The organism is Pseudomonas sp. AC112 (assembly GCF_979253545.1).
Genome location: NZ_CEEDCM010000001.1, coordinates 3193804 through 3210178 on the forward strand (window position 1 = coordinate 3193804; position 16375 = coordinate 3210178).

Annotated in this window: 12 protein-coding genes; 4 read left to right on the forward strand and 8 right to left on the reverse strand. The window is 55.9% G+C overall.

The features are described from left to right. Positions 1–176: 176 nt before the first annotated feature. The 7 genes from lipA to AC0IYN_RS14855 all read right to left on the reverse strand — a co-directional run bounded on the left by lipA (position 177) and on the right by AC0IYN_RS14855 (position 10251). A complete protein-coding gene (lipA, locus tag AC0IYN_RS14825) occupies positions 177–1157 on the reverse strand; it encodes a lipoyl synthase (protein WP_471842001.1) in 981 nt (326 codons plus the stop codon). A 31-nt stretch (positions 1158–1188) separates the two neighbouring features. Continuing rightward, positions 1189–2313 (reverse strand): glycine cleavage system aminomethyltransferase GcvT, encoded by a 1125-nt coding sequence (gcvT, locus tag AC0IYN_RS14830; protein ID WP_471842005.1) that lies wholly within the window; start codon positions 2311–2313, stop codon positions 1189–1191. A gap of 34 nt (positions 2314–2347) precedes the next feature. Next, complete coding sequence (locus AC0IYN_RS14835; protein WP_177054721.1) at positions 2348–3724, reverse strand: L-serine ammonia-lyase; 1377 nt, start codon at positions 3722–3724, stop codon at positions 2348–2350. 176 nt (positions 3725–3900) lie between these two features. Next, a complete protein-coding gene (glyA, locus tag AC0IYN_RS14840; protein ID WP_177054720.1) occupies positions 3901–5157 on the reverse strand; it encodes a serine hydroxymethyltransferase in 1257 nt (418 codons plus the stop codon). Positions 5158–5177: 20 nt separating this feature from the next. Further along, positions 5178–8027: an aminomethyl-transferring glycine dehydrogenase gene (gene gcvP / locus AC0IYN_RS14845; protein ID WP_471842010.1), complete on the reverse strand. Its 2850-nt coding sequence runs from the start codon at positions 8025–8027 to the stop codon at positions 5178–5180. Between the two features lie 9 nt (positions 8028–8036). Continuing rightward, positions 8037–8420 (reverse strand): glycine cleavage system protein GcvH, encoded by a 384-nt coding sequence (gene gcvH / locus AC0IYN_RS14850; protein WP_177054718.1) that lies wholly within the window; start codon positions 8418–8420, stop codon positions 8037–8039. A 322-nt stretch (positions 8421–8742) separates the two neighbouring features. Continuing rightward, positions 8743–10251 carry a sigma 54-interacting transcriptional regulator gene (locus AC0IYN_RS14855; protein ID WP_471842015.1) on the reverse strand — a complete coding sequence of 503 codons (1509 nt, stop codon included), beginning with the start codon at positions 10249–10251 and terminating at the stop codon, positions 8743–8745. Positions 10252–10471: 220 nt separating this feature from the next. On the opposite strand from AC0IYN_RS14855, the gene AC0IYN_RS14860 reads away from it, so the two are divergent. Then, positions 10472–11191: a DJ-1/PfpI family protein gene (locus AC0IYN_RS14860; RefSeq protein WP_177054716.1), complete on the forward strand. Its 720-nt coding sequence runs from the start codon at positions 10472–10474 to the stop codon at positions 11189–11191. A gap of 90 nt (positions 11192–11281) precedes the next feature. Here AC0IYN_RS14860 and AC0IYN_RS14865 read toward each other — a convergent pair whose 3' ends face one another. Continuing rightward, the gene (locus AC0IYN_RS14865) at positions 11282–12622 is read right to left on the reverse strand and encodes an aminotransferase class I/II-fold pyridoxal phosphate-dependent enzyme (RefSeq protein ID WP_177054715.1); all 1341 of its coding nucleotides are present in this window, start codon (positions 12620–12622) and stop codon (positions 11282–11284) included. A 353-nt stretch (positions 12623–12975) separates the two neighbouring features. Here AC0IYN_RS14865 and AC0IYN_RS14870 point away from each other — a divergent pair, with 353 nt between their 5' ends. The 3 genes from AC0IYN_RS14870 to AC0IYN_RS14880 are packed head-to-tail and all read left to right on the forward strand — an operon-like array spanning position 12976 to position 16332. Further along, positions 12976–14103, forward strand: a complete 1128-nt coding sequence (locus AC0IYN_RS14870; RefSeq protein ID WP_218180479.1) for a M20 family metallopeptidase — start codon at positions 12976–12978, stop codon at positions 14101–14103. After that, positions 14100–14444 (forward strand): DUF485 domain-containing protein, encoded by a 345-nt coding sequence (locus tag AC0IYN_RS14875; protein ID WP_168426229.1) that lies wholly within the window; start codon positions 14100–14102, stop codon positions 14442–14444. The genes AC0IYN_RS14870 and AC0IYN_RS14875 overlap by 4 nt, the downstream gene beginning before the upstream one ends. Then, positions 14431–16332 carry a solute symporter family protein gene (locus tag AC0IYN_RS14880; RefSeq protein WP_471842020.1) on the forward strand — a complete coding sequence of 634 codons (1902 nt, stop codon included), beginning with the start codon at positions 14431–14433 and terminating at the stop codon, positions 16330–16332. Before AC0IYN_RS14875 ends, AC0IYN_RS14880 begins: the two co-directional genes overlap by 14 nt. Positions 16333–16375: the final 43 nt, after the last annotated feature.

Below are 16375 nucleotides of genomic sequence, written 5' to 3' on the forward strand. Positions count from 1 at the left end.
TGCCGCGTTTATTTGTAGGCGAGGTAATTTTTCTTAGCTGGACTAACTTCATGTGACGGGTAGCCAGGGGCGGCGGTTTTGGCCCCCCCCCACAGCACTCGCATGTGTAGCTTGGCTGTGAGCGTCGCAGCAACCGATCTATACAATTAACCCGAGAAAATTAATGGCAAATCAGGCTATCGATTCTTGGTTTTTTCAACTTGTTGATCGGCATGGTAGGACGAGCGCACCAACGGTCCGGATGCAACATTCTTGAAGCCTATCCGGCTACCTTCCTCCGCGAACCAGGCAAATTCGTCCGGATGAACAAAACGCTGAACTGGCAAATGATTACGCGAAGGCTGCAAGTACTGGCCAAGGGTAAGCATGTCAACGTCATGCTCACGCAGGCGTCTCATGACATCGATGACTTCCTCATTGGTTTCCCCAAGCCCCAGCATGAGGCCTGACTTGGTCGGTACATTCGGTACTAGCAGCTTGAACTTTTTCAAGAGATCCAGGGACCACTCGAAATCCGAACCCGGTCGTACCGCTTTATACAGGCGCGGTACAGTCTCGAGGTTGTGGTTGAATACGTCGGGTGGCTCACTGGTTGTTATCTGCAAGGCGACGTCCATACGGCCACGATAATCCGGGACCAAGGTCTCCAGCTGAACACCTGGCGATAGCTTACGGATTTCGCGTAGGCAATCGACAAAGTGCTGGGCGCCACCATCGCGCAAGTCATCGCGATCGACCGAGGTAATGACCACGTACTTCAGGCGCAGGTCAGCAATGGCAATCGCCAAGTTGCGGGGTTCATCAGCGTCTAAGGGCTTTGGGCGACCGTGACCGACATCGCAGAACGGACAGCGACGGGTGCAGATGTCACCCATGATCATGAAGGTTGCCGTGCCTCCAGAAAAACACTCACCCAAGTTCGGACAGGACGCTTCTTCGCACACACTGTGTAGTTTGTGCTTACGAAGAATTTGCTTAACACGCTCTACCTCGGGACTGACCGGAATTTGTACTCGTATCCAATCCGGCTTACGTGGAAATTCATCGGTTGGAATGATTTTAACCGGAATTCGAGCGACCTTTTCCGCGCCACGTAATTTAACCCCTACCTCCACTTTCACTTGGGACGCTTGGGATGTTTTTTGTAGTGTGCTCATACGCTCTCCATCAACTCATAACAATGAGGCATCAGCCTCGGAAGTAGCGTTGTGGTACAAACGGTGTTTTGGCAATTTTCATCGGAACATGTTTTCCGCGCACTACCGCCCAGACATCGTCGTTGCTTAACAAGTGGGCGCTGTTCACATAGCCAATCGCCAAAGGAGCATTTAGCGTTGGGCCGAAACCTCCACTGCAAACTATCCCGATAACGTTGCCAGCTATATCGATAATCTGTGCCCCTTCACGAACTGGCGTACGCTCCTGCGGCAAGAGGCCTACGCGCTTGCGGCTGACACCGGCTTGCAGTTGGGTGAATACGGTTTCAGCGCCCGGGAAGCCACCGGCACGGGTGCCATCGGCTCGTCGCGTCTTAGAGATGGCCCACAACAAGCTGGCTTCGATCGGGGTGGTATCAATGCTCATGTCGTGACCGTAGAGACACAGGCCGGCCTCCAGGCGCAATGAGTCGCGGGCGCCAAGGCCGATGGCCTCAACCTCCGGCTCATTCAGTAGGGCGCGGGCCAGATGCTGAGCGTAATTGGCCGGTACGGAGATTTCGAAACCGTCCTCGCCGGTGTAACCCGAGCGACTGATAAAGCACTCCACACCCAGAAGTTGCAAGCGGGCGAACTGCATGAAGGTCATCTTCGCCACTTCCGGTGCCAGGCGCGCGAGCACGGTGACGGCGGCCGGACCTTGCAACGCCAGCAGCGCGCGCTCTTCAAACAGCGGCTCGATGGTGCACTGATCACCGATGTGCTGACGCAGGTGCGCCAGGTCCTGATCCTTGCAGGCGGCGTTGACCACCAGGAACAGCTCGTCGTTACCGAGGTTGGCGACCATCAGGTCATCGAGGATGCCGCCGGTCTCGTTGGTGAACATGGCGTAGCGCTGCATGCCCACCGGCAGATCAATGATGTCCACCGGCACCAGGGTTTCTAGGGCCTTGGCGGCATTGGTGCCGGTGAGGCGGATCTGGCCCATGTGCGAGACATCGAACAGCCCGGCCTGGTCGCGGGTGTGCAGGTGTTCTTTCATCACTCCTAGCGGGTATTGCACCGGCATGTCGTAGCCGGCAAACGGCACCATGCGGGCGCCGAGTTCGAGGTGCAGTGTGTGCAACGGGGTTTTCAACAGTTGTTCGGTGGACATATCCAGCTCCTGAAAAAGTTGGCTGATGCGCGCATCAGCACTCGATAATGTTGACCGCCAATCCGCCACGGGCGGTTTCTTTGTATTTGCTTTTCATGTCGGCGCCGGTCTGGCGCATGGTGCGGATGACCTTGTCGAGGGAGACAAAGTGCTGACCGTCGCCGCGCAACGCCATGCGCACCGCATTGATGGCTTTCACCGAACCCATGGCGTTGCGCTCGATGCAAGGCACTTGCACCAGCCCGCCGATCGGGTCGCAGGTCAGGCCGAGGTTGTGTTCCATGCCAATTTCGGCGGCGTTTTCCACTTGTTGCACGGTGCCGCCCAGCACTTCGCACAAGGCACCGGCCGCCATGGAGCAAGCCACGCCGACTTCACCCTGGCAGCCGACTTCGGCACCGGAGATCGAGGCGTTTTCCTTGTAGAGAATGCCGATGGCGGCGGCGGTCAGCAGAAAACGCACGACGCCGTCTTCGTTGGCGCCGGGAATGAAGCGCATGTAGTAGTGCAAAACGGCCGGGATGATGCCCGCTGCGCCGTTGGTAGGCGCCGTGACCACGCGCCCGCCGTTGGCGTTTTCCTCGTTGACCGCGAGGGCGTACAGGTTGACCCAGTCGAGCACCGACAGCGGATCGCGCAGGGACGATTCCGGGGTCTTGCACAGTTGCCGGTGCAACGCCGCCGCTCTACGTTTTACCTTCAGCCCGCCGGGCAGGATGCCTTCGTTGCGGCAACCGGCGTCGACGCAGTCCTGCATCACTTGCCAGATGTTCAGCAGGCCGGCACGGGTCTCCGCTTCCGGGCGCCAGGCACTTTCGTTGGTCAGCATCACCTGGCTGATCGATAAGCCATACGTGGCGCAATGACCGAGCAGGTCCTTGGCGCTTTTGAACGGGAAGGTCAGGGGAGTGGCGTCTTCGACGATGCGATCGGCGCCGGCGGCGTCTTCATCGACCACGAAACCACCGCCCACCGAGTAATACTCGCGACTGCGGATTTGCAGGCCAGCCGCGTCGAAGGCGCGAAAGATCATGCCGTTGGGGTGATAAGCCAGCGGTTTGCGAATCATCGCCAGGTGTTCTTTCTCGTTGAACGCAATGCTGTGTTCGCCGAGCAGGCTCAAGCGTCCGTTGCCACGAATCCCTTGCAGACGGGCGGCGACGGTTTCGGTGTTCACGGTGTCCGGGTGTTCACCTTCCAGGCCGAGCAGCACAGCCTTGTCGCTGCCGTGGCCTTTGCCGGTGGCGCCGAGTGAGCCGTAAAGCTCGACCTTGACGCAGGTGGTAGCGGCCAGCAGCCCTTCACGGCGCAAGCCTTCGGCAAAACGGGCAGCCGCGCGCATCGGGCCGACGGTGTGGGAGCTGGAGGGGCCAATGCCAATCTTGAACAGGTCGAACACGCTTAACGACATGGTTGTTCTCCGGTTTCTTATTAGAGGAATTGGCGCAATCTTCGGTTTGACCCATATTTTTGTGGGAGCGGATTAACCGCCTCACGCTTGATGATTCGTGGCATCGAATAATTCCAAAATGAAGTTCGAGTGCAGGAACGGCTCAACTCGTTCCTGCGCTTATGGAGTTCAGTAACTCAGCTGCGATACACCGGGAAGTCGCTGCACAAGGCAGCGACTTGTCGGGCGATGTGGGCCTCGACATCAGCATCGCCGAGGTGGTTGAGGATGTCGCAAATCCAGCCAGCCACTTCGATACTCTGGGCCTCTTTGAAGCCGCGGCTGGTAATCGCTGGCGTGCCGATGCGCAACCCGGAGGTCACAAACGGCGATTGCGGATCGTTGGGCACGGCGTTCTTGTTCACGGTAATGCCGACGCGACCTAGGGCCGCATCGGCGTCCTTGCCGGTCAGACGCTGCCGGATCAGGCTAACCAGGAACAGATGGTTGTCGGTGCCATCAGACACCACGTCATAACCGCGCTCGATAAATACGTTCGCCATGGCTTGGGCATTGCGGATCACCTGCGCCTGATAGGACTTGAACTCCGGCTCCAACGCTTCCTTGAAACACACGGCTTTGGCGGCGATCACGTGCATCAGTGGGCCACCCTGGCCACCGGGGAATACGGCGGCATTGAGCTTTTTCTCCAGGTCAGGATTGGACTTGGCCAGAATCAAGCCACCGCGCGGTCCGCGCAGAGTCTTGTGGGTCGTGGTGGTGACCACGTCGGCGTAAGGCAGCGGACTCGGGTACAACCCGACCGCCACCAGCCCGGCGAAATGGGCCATATCGACGAACAAGTAAGCACCGACCTTGTCGGCAATCTGGCGGAAGCGCGGGAAGTCCAGGGTTTTGGAGTAAGCCGAGAAGCCGGCGATGATCATCTTCGGCTGGTGCTCGACGGCCAAGCGCTCGACTTCATCGTAGTCGATCAGTCCGGTACGGACGTCGATACCGTACTCCTTAGCGTTGTAGAGTTTGCCGGAAAAACTCACTTTGGCGCCGTGGGTCAAATGCCCGCCATGGGCCAGGCTCATGCCCAGCACAGTGTCACCGGCTTGGAGCAGCGCCAAGAACACTGCCGCGTTTGCTTGGCTGCCGGAATGCGGTTGGACGTTCGCGTAATCGGCGCCGAACAATTGCTTTGCACGGTCGATGGCCAGTTGTTCGACCACGTCGACGTGCTCGCAACCACCGTAATAGCGCTTGCCGGGATAGCCTTCGGCATACTTGTTGGTCAGACCACTGCCTTGCGCCTCCATCACCCGTTGACTGGTGTAGTTTTCCGAGGCGATCAACTCGATGTGATGTTCTTGCCGCACGTCCTCGGCATTAATCGCGGCTAGCAGTTCGTCGTCGTAGCCTTTGATCTGGTCGTGTTTGCTAAACATGGTGTGATCCTCTGTTGTTTTCAGGCGTAGTCGGCGATGGACGGGCAGGCACAGATCAGGTTGCGATCGCCAAACACGTTGTCCACCCGGCCAACCGGCGGCCAGTACTTGCCGTCGACCAAGGTGTAGAGCGGGTAAACCGCCTTCTCGCGGCTGTACGGGTGCGACCACTTGCCAACCAGTTCCGCAGCGGTGTGCGGGGCGTTTTTCAGCGGGTTGTCATCCCTGTCCAGGGTGCCGTTTTCCACCGCACGGATTTCTTCGCGGATGCGGATCATGGCGTCGCAGAAACGGTCCAGTTCTTCCTTGGATTCGCTTTCGGTCGGCTCGATCATCAACGTGCCGGCCACCGGGAATGACATGGTCGGGGCGTGGAAGCCGAAGTCGATCAGGCGCTTGGCCACGTCGTCGACGCTGATACCGCTGCTGTCCTTGAGCGGGCGCAGATCCAGGATGCACTCGTGCGCCACCAGACCGTTGCTACCGGTGTACAGCACCGGGTAGTGCTCTTCGAGCTGACGAGAAATGTAGTTGGCGTTGAGGATCGCCAACTGTGAAGCGCGCTTGAGACCCGCGCCACCCATCATGCGGATGTACATCCAGGTGATCGGCAGAATGCTCGCGCTGCCGAACGGTGCCGCACAGACCGCGCCTTCCTTGCGTTTCATCTTGCCGTGGCCCGGCAGGAACGGCGTCAGGTGCGACTTGACGCCAATCGGGCCGACGCCTGGGCCTCCACCGCCGTGGGGAATGCAGAAAGTCTTGTGCAGATTCAGATGCGAGACGTCGCCGCCAAACTTGCCAGGCGCGCAGAGACCGACCATGGCATTCATGTTGGCGCCGTCGATGTACACCTGACCGCCGTGGTCATGAATGATGTCGCAGATTTCGCGGATCCCTTCTTCGAACACGCCGTGGGTCGACGGGTAGGTGATCATCAGCGCGGCGAGGTGTTCGCGGTGCTCGATGGCCTTGGCGCGCAGGTCTTCGATGTCGACGTTGCCAAGAGCATCGCAGGCGGTCACCACGACTCTCATACCAGCCATTTGCGCGGTGGCCGGGTTGGTGCCGTGGGCAGACGACGGGATCAGGCAGATGTCGCGACGGTCTTCGCCACGGCTCCGGTGATAGGCGCGGATGGCCAGCAGGCCGGCGTATTCGCCTTGGGAACCGGCGTTCGGTTGCAGCGAGACCGAGTCGTAACCGGTGGCAGCGCAGAGCATCGCTTCCAGTTCATCGGTCAGTTGCTGGTAGCCGGCGCTTTGCTCGGCCGGAGCGAACGGGTGCAGGGCGCCGAACTCGGCCCAGGTCACAGGGATCATTTCACTGGCAGCATTGAGTTTCATGGTGCACGAGCCCAGCGGGATCATGGTGCGATCCAATGCCAGGTCCTTGTCCGCCAACTTGCGCAGGTAGCGCATCAGCTCAGTTTCCGAGTGATAACGGTTGAACACCGGGTGACTGAGGATTCGAGATTTGCGCACCAAGGCCACCGGGATGGTGCTTTGCACGCTCGTAGCAAGAGTGGCGAAGTCCGGCAGCGCGCTGCCTTCAGCCAGCAAACTCCACAGATTCTCAACGTCGGCCTGGGTGCTGGTTTCATCGAGAGACAAGCCCAGACGTTCAGCGTCCACGACGCGCAGGTTGATCTGTTGTGAATGAGCCCGCACGTGCAAGGATGAGGTTTGCCCGCCAGTTTTGATCGTCAGCGTGTCGAAGAAATTGGCTTGTTCGACGTTCAAACCCAAAGTGCTTAAACCTTTGGCCAGAATCGCGGTCAGGTGATGCACACGCTGAGCGATCTGCGTCAGGCCTTTCGGGCCGTGGTACACGGCGTACATGCCGGCAATGTTGGCCAGCAGCACTTGCGCGGTGCAGATGTTGCTAGTGGCTTTCTCACGGCGGATGTGTTGCTCGCGGGTTTGCATCGCCAAGCGCAGCGCCGGCTCGCCGAAGCGATCCACCGAGACACCGACCAGACGGCCCGGCATGTCACGCTTGAACGTTTCCTGGGTGGAGAAGTACGCGGCGTGCGGGCCACCGAAGCCCAGTGGCACACCGAAGCGTTGCGCGCTGCCGATGGCCACGTCAGCGCCAAATTCGCCCGGCGCGGCCAGAAGGGTCAGGGCCAGCAGGTCGGCGGCCACCGCGACCAGCGCGTTGGCGGCGTGGAATCGCTCGGTCAGCTCGCGATAGTCGAACAGGTAACCATTGCTCGCCGGGTATTGCAGCAATGCGCCGAAGAACGGTGTTACGTCGCTCAGGTCACGCTCGTCACCAACTACTACGTCGATGCCCAGCGGCTCTGCACGGGTGCGCAGCACGTCAAGGGTTTGCGGGTGGCAATGCACGGAGGCAAAGAACGCCTGGCTACCTTTGTTCTTGCTCAGGCGTTTGCAGAAGGTCATCGCTTCAGCAGCAGCGGTGGCTTCGTCGAGCAGCGAGGCGTTGGCGATTGGCAGGCCGGTCAGGTCGCTGATCAGGGTTTGGAAGTTCAGCAGCGCTTCGAGACGACCCTGAGAAATTTCCGGCTGGTATGGGGTGTAAGCGGTGTACCAGGCCGGGTTCTCCAGCAGGTTGCGCAGGATCGGCGACGGCGTGTAGGTACCGTAGTAACCCTGGCCGATGAAGGTCTTGAACAACTGGTTCTCGCCAGCGATGGCCTTGATTGCGGCGAGGGCGTCAGCTTCGCTCAGGCCGTCCTCGAAACCGAGCACGCTGGTACCTTTGATACTGTCCGGAATCACGCTCGCAGTCAGCTCTTCCAGGGATTCAAAACCGAGACTGAGGAGCATGGCTTGCTCGTCATCGGCACGAGGGCCGATATGGCGAGCGATGAATTCATTACGGGTGTCGAGGAGCGCAGTCATGGGGCATCCTCACTCGTCGGCCTGGTCTTGGATCAGTTGGTTGTAGGCGACCTGGTCAAGCATTCGTGCAAGCGCAGCCGGATCAGCAGGTTGAAAACGGAAGAACCAGCCTTCGCCGAACGGGTCTTCGTTGACCAGTTCTGGGGTATCAATGAGCTTTGAATTGGCTTCGACGATGTCGCCGGCGAGTGGCATGCCGATGGTGCTAGCAGCTTTGACGGATTCAAGCACCGAGACCTCAGCACCGGCTTTAAAACTTCCCAACTCCGGGACCTGGACGAATACCACATCCCCAAGCGCCTGCTGGGCGAAGGCGGTGACACCGACGGTGACAGTGCCGTCAGCTTCGATACGCAGCCATTCGTGATCTTCAGTAAAACGCAATTCGCTCATATCTAATCCTCATTGTTCTGACTCATCCACGGCGGGTGGTGGATGGCGATAGGCAGGCTCGACTTCGGTAGCGAGCGCGTCCAATGAGGAATTAGCAAGGGCAATGCCAACTAAAATTAGTTGTTTTAAATCATATGGTTACGAGTTTTTAAAGGCATTAATTAGAATTAGCCGTATTGAAATAAATACAATAGTCCGGGCTGGCAGAAAGCGAAAGCCGAGGTAGACAGGTCGCAAAGGTTTTGTCGTGATTTCGATACTGCGTAATGATTTGCGTACAGTGTTCTTTTGGCAGCAACGAACATGCACCCCGCCCAAGACTTCAAGGCCTACCGGGAATACGGTACTTGCGCAGTCGGATGGCAATCGCACTGTGTGAAGTCTGCAAACGCACCGCCAGTAGCCGGCTGGAGGGATAGCTGCTGTAAAGCTGCTCAAGGAGGTTTTTCTCAAAACCTGCGACAGCCTCCTCCAAGCTCGTTACCTCTGCAGTGCTCTGCCGCTCCACCGCCGTGCGCGCAATGTCCAGATCGTCGAGATCCACCAGAGGGGTTTCACAAATGGCTGCCGCCCGGAAGATCACGTTTTGCAGTTGTCGCACGTTGCCCGGCCAGCGATTGCCGAGCAGGGCGGGAAAGGTGCTGGGTGCCAGGTGGCAAATCGGACGCTGGATCTGCGCACAGGCCTGCCGCATGAAGTGCTGGGCCATCAACAGGATGTCGTTGCCGCGCTCGCGCAGCGGCGGCACCTGCAGGTTGAGCACGTTGAGGCGATAGAACAGGTCCTCGCGAAAATGGCCTTCGCTAACCATTTTTTCCAAGTTGCGGTGTGTCGCACTGAGGATCCTTACGTTGACCTTGACCTCTCGATCCCCGCCAACCCGACGGAAACACCCATCGCTCAGAAAACGCAGCAGCTTAGCTTGCAGATACGGCGACATTTCCCCGATTTCGTCGAGGAATACCGTACCTTGATCGGCCAGTTCCAGCAGGCCAAGCTTCCCGCCCCGTTGCGCGCCGGTGAAGGCGCCCGCGGCGTAGCCGAACAGCTCACTCTCGGCGAGGTTCTCTGGCAATGCCGCGCAGTTCAAGGCGAGGAACGGCGCGTCACACCGACTGCTGCTCGCATGACAGGCGCGGGCCACCAGCTCTTTACCAGTGCCAGTTTCGCCTTGAATCAGCAGCGGTGCATCGAGCACTCCCACGCGATGGGCGCGAGCCTTGAGTAGATGAATGGGAGGGGAATCACCGAGCAGCGCATCAAACCCATCGGCATGGTCATGGCGCAGCGCCGACAGACGCTCGACGATTCGGCTCGGCTGGTAGAGCGTTATTAAAGCGCCTGCCTCAGTGATCGGCATGGCATCGAGCAACAAGGTCTGCCCACCGAGGCTAACCTCTCGCATCGGCAAGCGAAAAGCGTGTTCGATCAGCGAAGTCAACAAATCAGAATCATTGAACAGCTTGGTCAGTGACTCACCCGCAGGCTCGCACCCGCACAAAGTAATCAGCGCAGCGTTGGCCAACAGCACATGGCCGCATTTATCCACCGCCAGCACCGGGTCGGAACTGGCGGCAAGCAACGCATCAAGCTGCAAGTGTCGACGCTGTCCAGGAAGGATGTCGACCACTTTCACCGCCTGAACGCCTTGCACTCCGAGAAGGGCCTCTCGCAACTCTTCCAACACCTCGACACCAAGCGTCGGAGCATCAATGTAAACGTTCGGCGGGACCATCTCCACAGCATCCAAATTGAAACTGCGCCCGCAAAGCAGGGCTAGGACTTCCTGGGTGATACCAACTCGATCGATGAAAGTGACGTGGATGCGCATAAGTGACCTAACGAGGGTGCGTTTGACTGGGCGAAAAGCTGTTACCGATATTCCGGGGTAGTAGCCCAGCCTCAGTGATCTGAGAGGCAAAACCTCATGCCGAAATCTCTGGTACGCCATGCTGCCGAGCCAAAATTTATTGACAGGTAAGACAATAGACTATAATTGTACTGGTACATAACCAACGTTGTACCACAACCTTAATGATGTCGGAGTAAGCATGACCATTCCACTAGAAACCCATCTGACTATCGGCGGCCTGATTTTTCCGAACATGGATCAGTGCGACTTCACCGGCCCGTTCGAAGCGTTGGCGCGTGTGCCAAATTCGACCTTTTTGACTATTTGGAAGGACAAGGAGCCGGTTCGTGATCTTTTCGGAATGCTGTTGCTGGCTGACACGACGTTGGATGAGGCTCCACAACTCGACGTGCTGCTTGTTCCAGGCGGATATGGCCAGGAAGACTTAATGCACGATGAGGTCGTGCTGTCTTTTCTCCGAAAGCAAGCCGCAAACGCAAAGTACGTTTTCTCAGTTTGTACCGGCGCATTGTTGTGCGGCGGGGCTGGACTGCTTGAGGGGAAGCGCGCGACAACCCATTGGACTGCCATGGAAACACTCCCGTATTTTGGAGCCATCCCAAGTGATGAGCGCGTTGTCATTGACGGGAAATTTGTCAGCGCTGGCGGAGTGACTTCCGGGATAGATGGTTCGCTGGTACTGGCTTCGTTGTTGCGAGGAGACACGGTAGCCCAAGAGCTACAACTCTATATGGCTTACGATCCGGAACCGCCATTTCAGGCGGGCTCACCAAAAAGCGCCCCCTCAAATGTTTTGCGCGCGGTCACAGAGCGGGCAGGGCCAATAACGGCCAAGCGTCTCGGAACTGCTCGCGCTTATCAAGCCGCACGAGCCAATAAAGCATCGGCCGAAGCGTAGGTTCACGGCGGGGGGGTTAGCTTTCTACACGGAGAGCGAGGCGATCAATGCCAACCAAAGTACTTGGTGGCATTGATCGTTGCTTCTAGCTCAAGCGGAGAGTGTCGTTGCCACTGCGTGGCGCGCAGCGAGAAGTGCGTCAACAAACACAATGCTCTGTTGCGGAGTCATTTTTGAGGAAGTGATCCTAATGCCCGACTGGGGGGCGACACAGAAATCACGCCCCGTACGCACGAGCCAACCAGCATCAAACAGCCGCTCAGCAACTGCACGCTCATCGGCGATGGGTAACCACAGATTAAGCCCTGCCCCCCCAAGCACGCGAAAACCCTTTTTCCTCAGCAAAGTAAGCAGCGCTGTATGGCGCTCGATATAAGCTGCGCCACCTGAGCTGAATTTTCTGCGCATCGCTGGGCTAGTGAGAAGCTGCAGAGCCAAACGTTGCAAGAACGTACTGACCCAGCCCATTCCAACAGCCTGTCTGTTTTCGAGGCTCTCTATTGTCTGAACGTCCCCAGTTGAAACTGCGAGTCGATAGTCAGGCCCCAAAAATTTGGATAACGACCTGACAACGAGCCAGGGTCCATCATCCCGAACATGCCAAGAGTTGTAAGGGGCAAGCTGTAGAAGGCTGGAATGATCGTCATCTATGAACAGAACATCATCGGCATTGGCAGCGATCTCTTTCAGTGCCAATGCGCGCTCTTTCGAGGTCGAGATGCCGGTTGGATTCTGTGCACGGCTACTAAACAAAACGGCCTTTACGCCCCCATCAAGCGCTGACTGCAAGCTTTCTGGCAGGATTCCGTGCTGATCGAGCGTAAGCGGTACCAGTTCAAATCCCATCAAGCGCGTCAAGGCTAGCAAACTCATATAGCCGGGATCCTCTACACCAACCTTGTCACCCGGAACGAGCCCGGCCGCGTCAAGGGCGCGCTCGATCAAATCGAGAGCGCCGGCGGAAACAAAAATGCCCTTATCCACGGGTACACCGTCAGCCGAGAAGCATTCCACTGCCCACTTCACGAATCCTGGGTTATTCCGCTGCTCACCATAAAGGTGATTCTCCAGATTCATACGAGAGAACGCGTCGCGAATATCGTTTTCGTCGGGAAGAAAGGCTATATCAGGGTTGCCGTCACGCACCGACATCATCTGAGGGAGGCCGGATTCGGAAGATGGGCCGGGCGAAGACTGGTTCGCGACGATCGAACCGCGTCTCCCATCAGACACCACCAAGCCTGTCATCTGTAATTGACGATAAGCAACAACCACAGTGTTTTTGTTGACGCCTAGGTCAGCGGCAAGGCTGCGCACTGTGGGAAGGCTTTCACCAGGCTTAAGACGATCATCCAGGATGGCCTGCTCAATCGCACGCCGAATCGACTCTGCCTTGCCTTCAGCAATTTCATGGGGTTGCAGCTTGAACATACAAATCCTCGACTAACTCTTTGCGATCGCTTAACCCACTCGGGGGATTTTGTTTAGCGAACGACTGACTCCTAGGCACGTAGACATACTCTAACTCGAACTGGGACAAACCTACACACAATGACGCACTGTTCAGATGCATGAAGCCAAAATGCTAGGACAAAAAAGGTGCACGACTCATGCCTAAGACATACGGTCGTATTTGATGACGACCATTTGTACCTTTTCTGTTGACCTGAATGGCGTGCCGCTATAAATTCTGCTGGTACAAAAAAAATAACGTACCAGTACATGGCTATTCCTGCCGTCATGTCTAGGTTCGGCTTCTTGTTTCCTAACATAGGAATCCCATCGTGCCCCTAAGTCTGCGTGACCCCATAGAACTGACGCGACACCTGGTTTGCACCAACACGATCAATCCCCCCGGCAATGAAGGCGAGCTCGTAAATGCTTTGGAGCTGGCTCTAAACTCATTGGGACTTGCAACGCTGGTCCAATCGATTGGTAAGGGACGGTCTAATCTTCTCGCATGGAACGCTACGGCGTCCGGATCGAGATTGTGTTTCACAGGCCATCTCGACACAGTCCCATTGGGGGCTGCCCCATGGACCCAAAAGCCATTAGGTGGCGAGGTGATAGGCGATCGTCTTTACGGTCGCGGCTCTTCAGATATGAAAAGCGGTATTGCAGCGTTCCTTAGCGCGCTGGAAAGATTCAAGACTACGAATGGTTTTATGCCACCAGTCTTGGTCGTACTGACCGCTGGTGAGGAGACTGGCTGCGAAGGGGCTAAGCGCTTATGTGAGCTTGACCTGCCCGGCATGGACGTTGGTGCACTACTCATCGGTGAGCCCACCTCGAACCGATGTGTTGTTGGTCACAAAGGCGCACTCTGGCTAACAGGCAAAGCAAACGGGAAAACTGCGCACGGCGCCATGCCTGAACTTGGTGATAACGCTATCTACCACACTGTAGATGCGATCCAAAAATTGCGGCAATTCGACTTTGACACTCCGGTCGATCCATTGCTCGGCAACCCGACCTTGAATGTTGGCACGATCACGGGAGGCATGAATGTCAACTCAGTTCCCGACATCTCCGCCTTCACCATCGATATTCGCACCGTATGCGGGATCTCGCATCACGACCTATGCGGAAAGGTTGGAGCCCATATCGGCGATAAAGTGCAGCTCTCAGCGGATGTCGACGTTCCGGCACTTTCGAACGATCTTTCCAACCTATGGATTCGCCAGGTAACAGAAACTGTCGAGTCAGTTACTGGTGAGAAATCACAGGCACGAACCGTTGCCTTCTTTACCGACGGCCCTGTCCTCAGAGAGGTATTTGGCGACGTACCAGCAATTGTACTAGGCCCCGGAGAGCCCTGTTGTGCGCATCAAACAGATGAATGGTGCAGCGTGGAGCGCATTCATGAGTGCGTAAATATTTATTCCAGAATTCTGGAGGACTGGCAATCGTGAACACCATTCATCAAGTATTCCAAGCGGATTTACGGATGGGCGAAAAATCGTCAGCAGTCGATTCATTCGAAAAGTGCATGGCTGAGAAAAATAGAATGTTGATAACGCTCAGCGCGGTCTTCTTCACTTACTATTTTGCTTTCATCATTGGCGCAGGCTGGTTTCGAGATATCTATGTATTACCGCTGATAGGAGGGCTTAATATAGGAACTGCCTTTGCATTGTCGCAATATTTCTTTGTTGGAGGTCTCGCGTTGATTTATGCATATCGCATGAAGCGCATTGATGCTCAGATAAAGTTGTTTGCCAGCACCTGGAGAGCAGACCATGAACATAATTAAACACTGTACTGCCGGATGTGGCGTTATGCTAATAACAGCCCATGCAAATGCAGCAGATTTGGTACCAGAAGAATACAAGCCTCATGCGTTTTCTGCGTTTTTGACGGTCATTTTACTGACGCTAATCATCACATGGCTGGCTTCAAAGCAAGGAAAAAGCACCCGTGATTTCTACACCGCTGGCGGAGGAATCTCTGGGATTCAGAATGGTTTGGCGATTGCTGGCGACTATCTATCTGCCGCGGCGTTTCTTGGGGTATCAGGTCTAATCGCACTCTATGGGTTTGACGGCATCATTTACCTTGTAGGTTTCTTTGTAGCATTAATGCCTGTTCTTCTATTTGTTGCTGAGCCATGTCGAAATCTTGGTCGCTATACATTTGGCGATGTACTTGCGTATCGTTATGACTTTCGCACGTCTAAGATCCTGGCCGCTACGTCAAGCGTGGTAATTGTAATTGCTTACATGATCCCCCAAATTGTTGGTGGCGCGGTCTTGCTCTATGCCTTGCTAGGCGTGAAGTATGAGGTTTCCGTCGTCGTCGTTGGGGTACTGATGCTCGCATACGTTACACTTGGCGGGATGACGGCAACAACTTGGGTACAAATTATCAAGGCTGGCCTGCTGCTTACCGCTTGTGCAGGGCTAACAATTCTGGCGCTTTTACCGTTCCATCTCAATATCGCAGCCTTTTTCGAGTCGCTGATAAATCAAACTACGCTATTCGATTATCTTGCGCATGGTCGCGCACTTGTTACGGGTGAGGATGCAAAGCTCGTCACGAAAACATTCTTCGAGCCGGGCTTGTACCTGAAAAACCCAATGGAGCAAGTTTCGTTAGGTTTGGCGCTTACGCTCGGTACCGCCGCATTGCCTCATATTCTCATGCGGTTTTTCACTGTTCGTGACGCACAAACCGCACGTAAGTCTGTGCTGTGGGCCATGATTGCGATTGGGGCATGTCATTTACTCATAATTTTCCTGGGCTTCGCCGCGGCTTATTATGTGGGAAGCTCGAACATCATCGCTGGTGAGAAAGGCGGCAACCTGGCAGCTCCGTTACTGGCGCAGTTCCTCGGAGGCGGATCACTTACGGCATCAGGCAACATACTGCTTGGCCTAGTAGCTGCAGTTGCGTTCGCTACAATTGTTGCGGTCGTTGCAGGATTAACCCTCGCAGCTGCATCGTCGCTGGCGCACGACATCTACGTAGGAGCAATCAAGAAGGGCGAAGCTACAGACCGGCAGCAGATGATTGCAGGGAAACTTGCAGCGATTATTGTAGGTGCAGTTGCTATTTTCGCGAGCCTGTTAGCCAAAGGGCAAAATGTGGCACAGTTGGTCGCGCTTGCTTATGCCGTTGCAGCATCTGCCAACCTTCCCGCTTTGATAGGTACGCTTTACTGGAAACACTGCAACATATTTGGTGTTATCTGTGGAGTACTTGGTGGAACGTTAACTGCAATAGCTCTTGTACTCGTTTCGCCTAACATGCAATACCCATCGGCCATTCGAGCAGATACTACGTTAGCTATGAATAACCTAACTGAGGAAATTCGGACGCTAAAACTGCATCTTGATGAGCCAAACCTCAACCAGAACGAAATCGATGCCCTTACTTCAAAAATTTCCAAGGCACGCGTAAATCTACAGGCGAACAAGGATAAATTTGACGCTACTGGCACACAAACAACAAGTTTGGTTGGTTTGGAAAAGCCGCTGCTCAGTTTGAGAAACCCAGGAATAATTTCTGTTCCACTCGGCGCACTCTTTCTAGTGTTGGGATCTTTGCTCTACCGGCGGCGGATAGATGCTGATGAGAAATGGCGGGCTCTAGTGTTTCGACGTGACAGTGGTATCGGAGTGGAAGAGGCTGTTAATCATTAACATGATTTAATATGTTTCATCATTGTACTCTTAGCGACAAAAA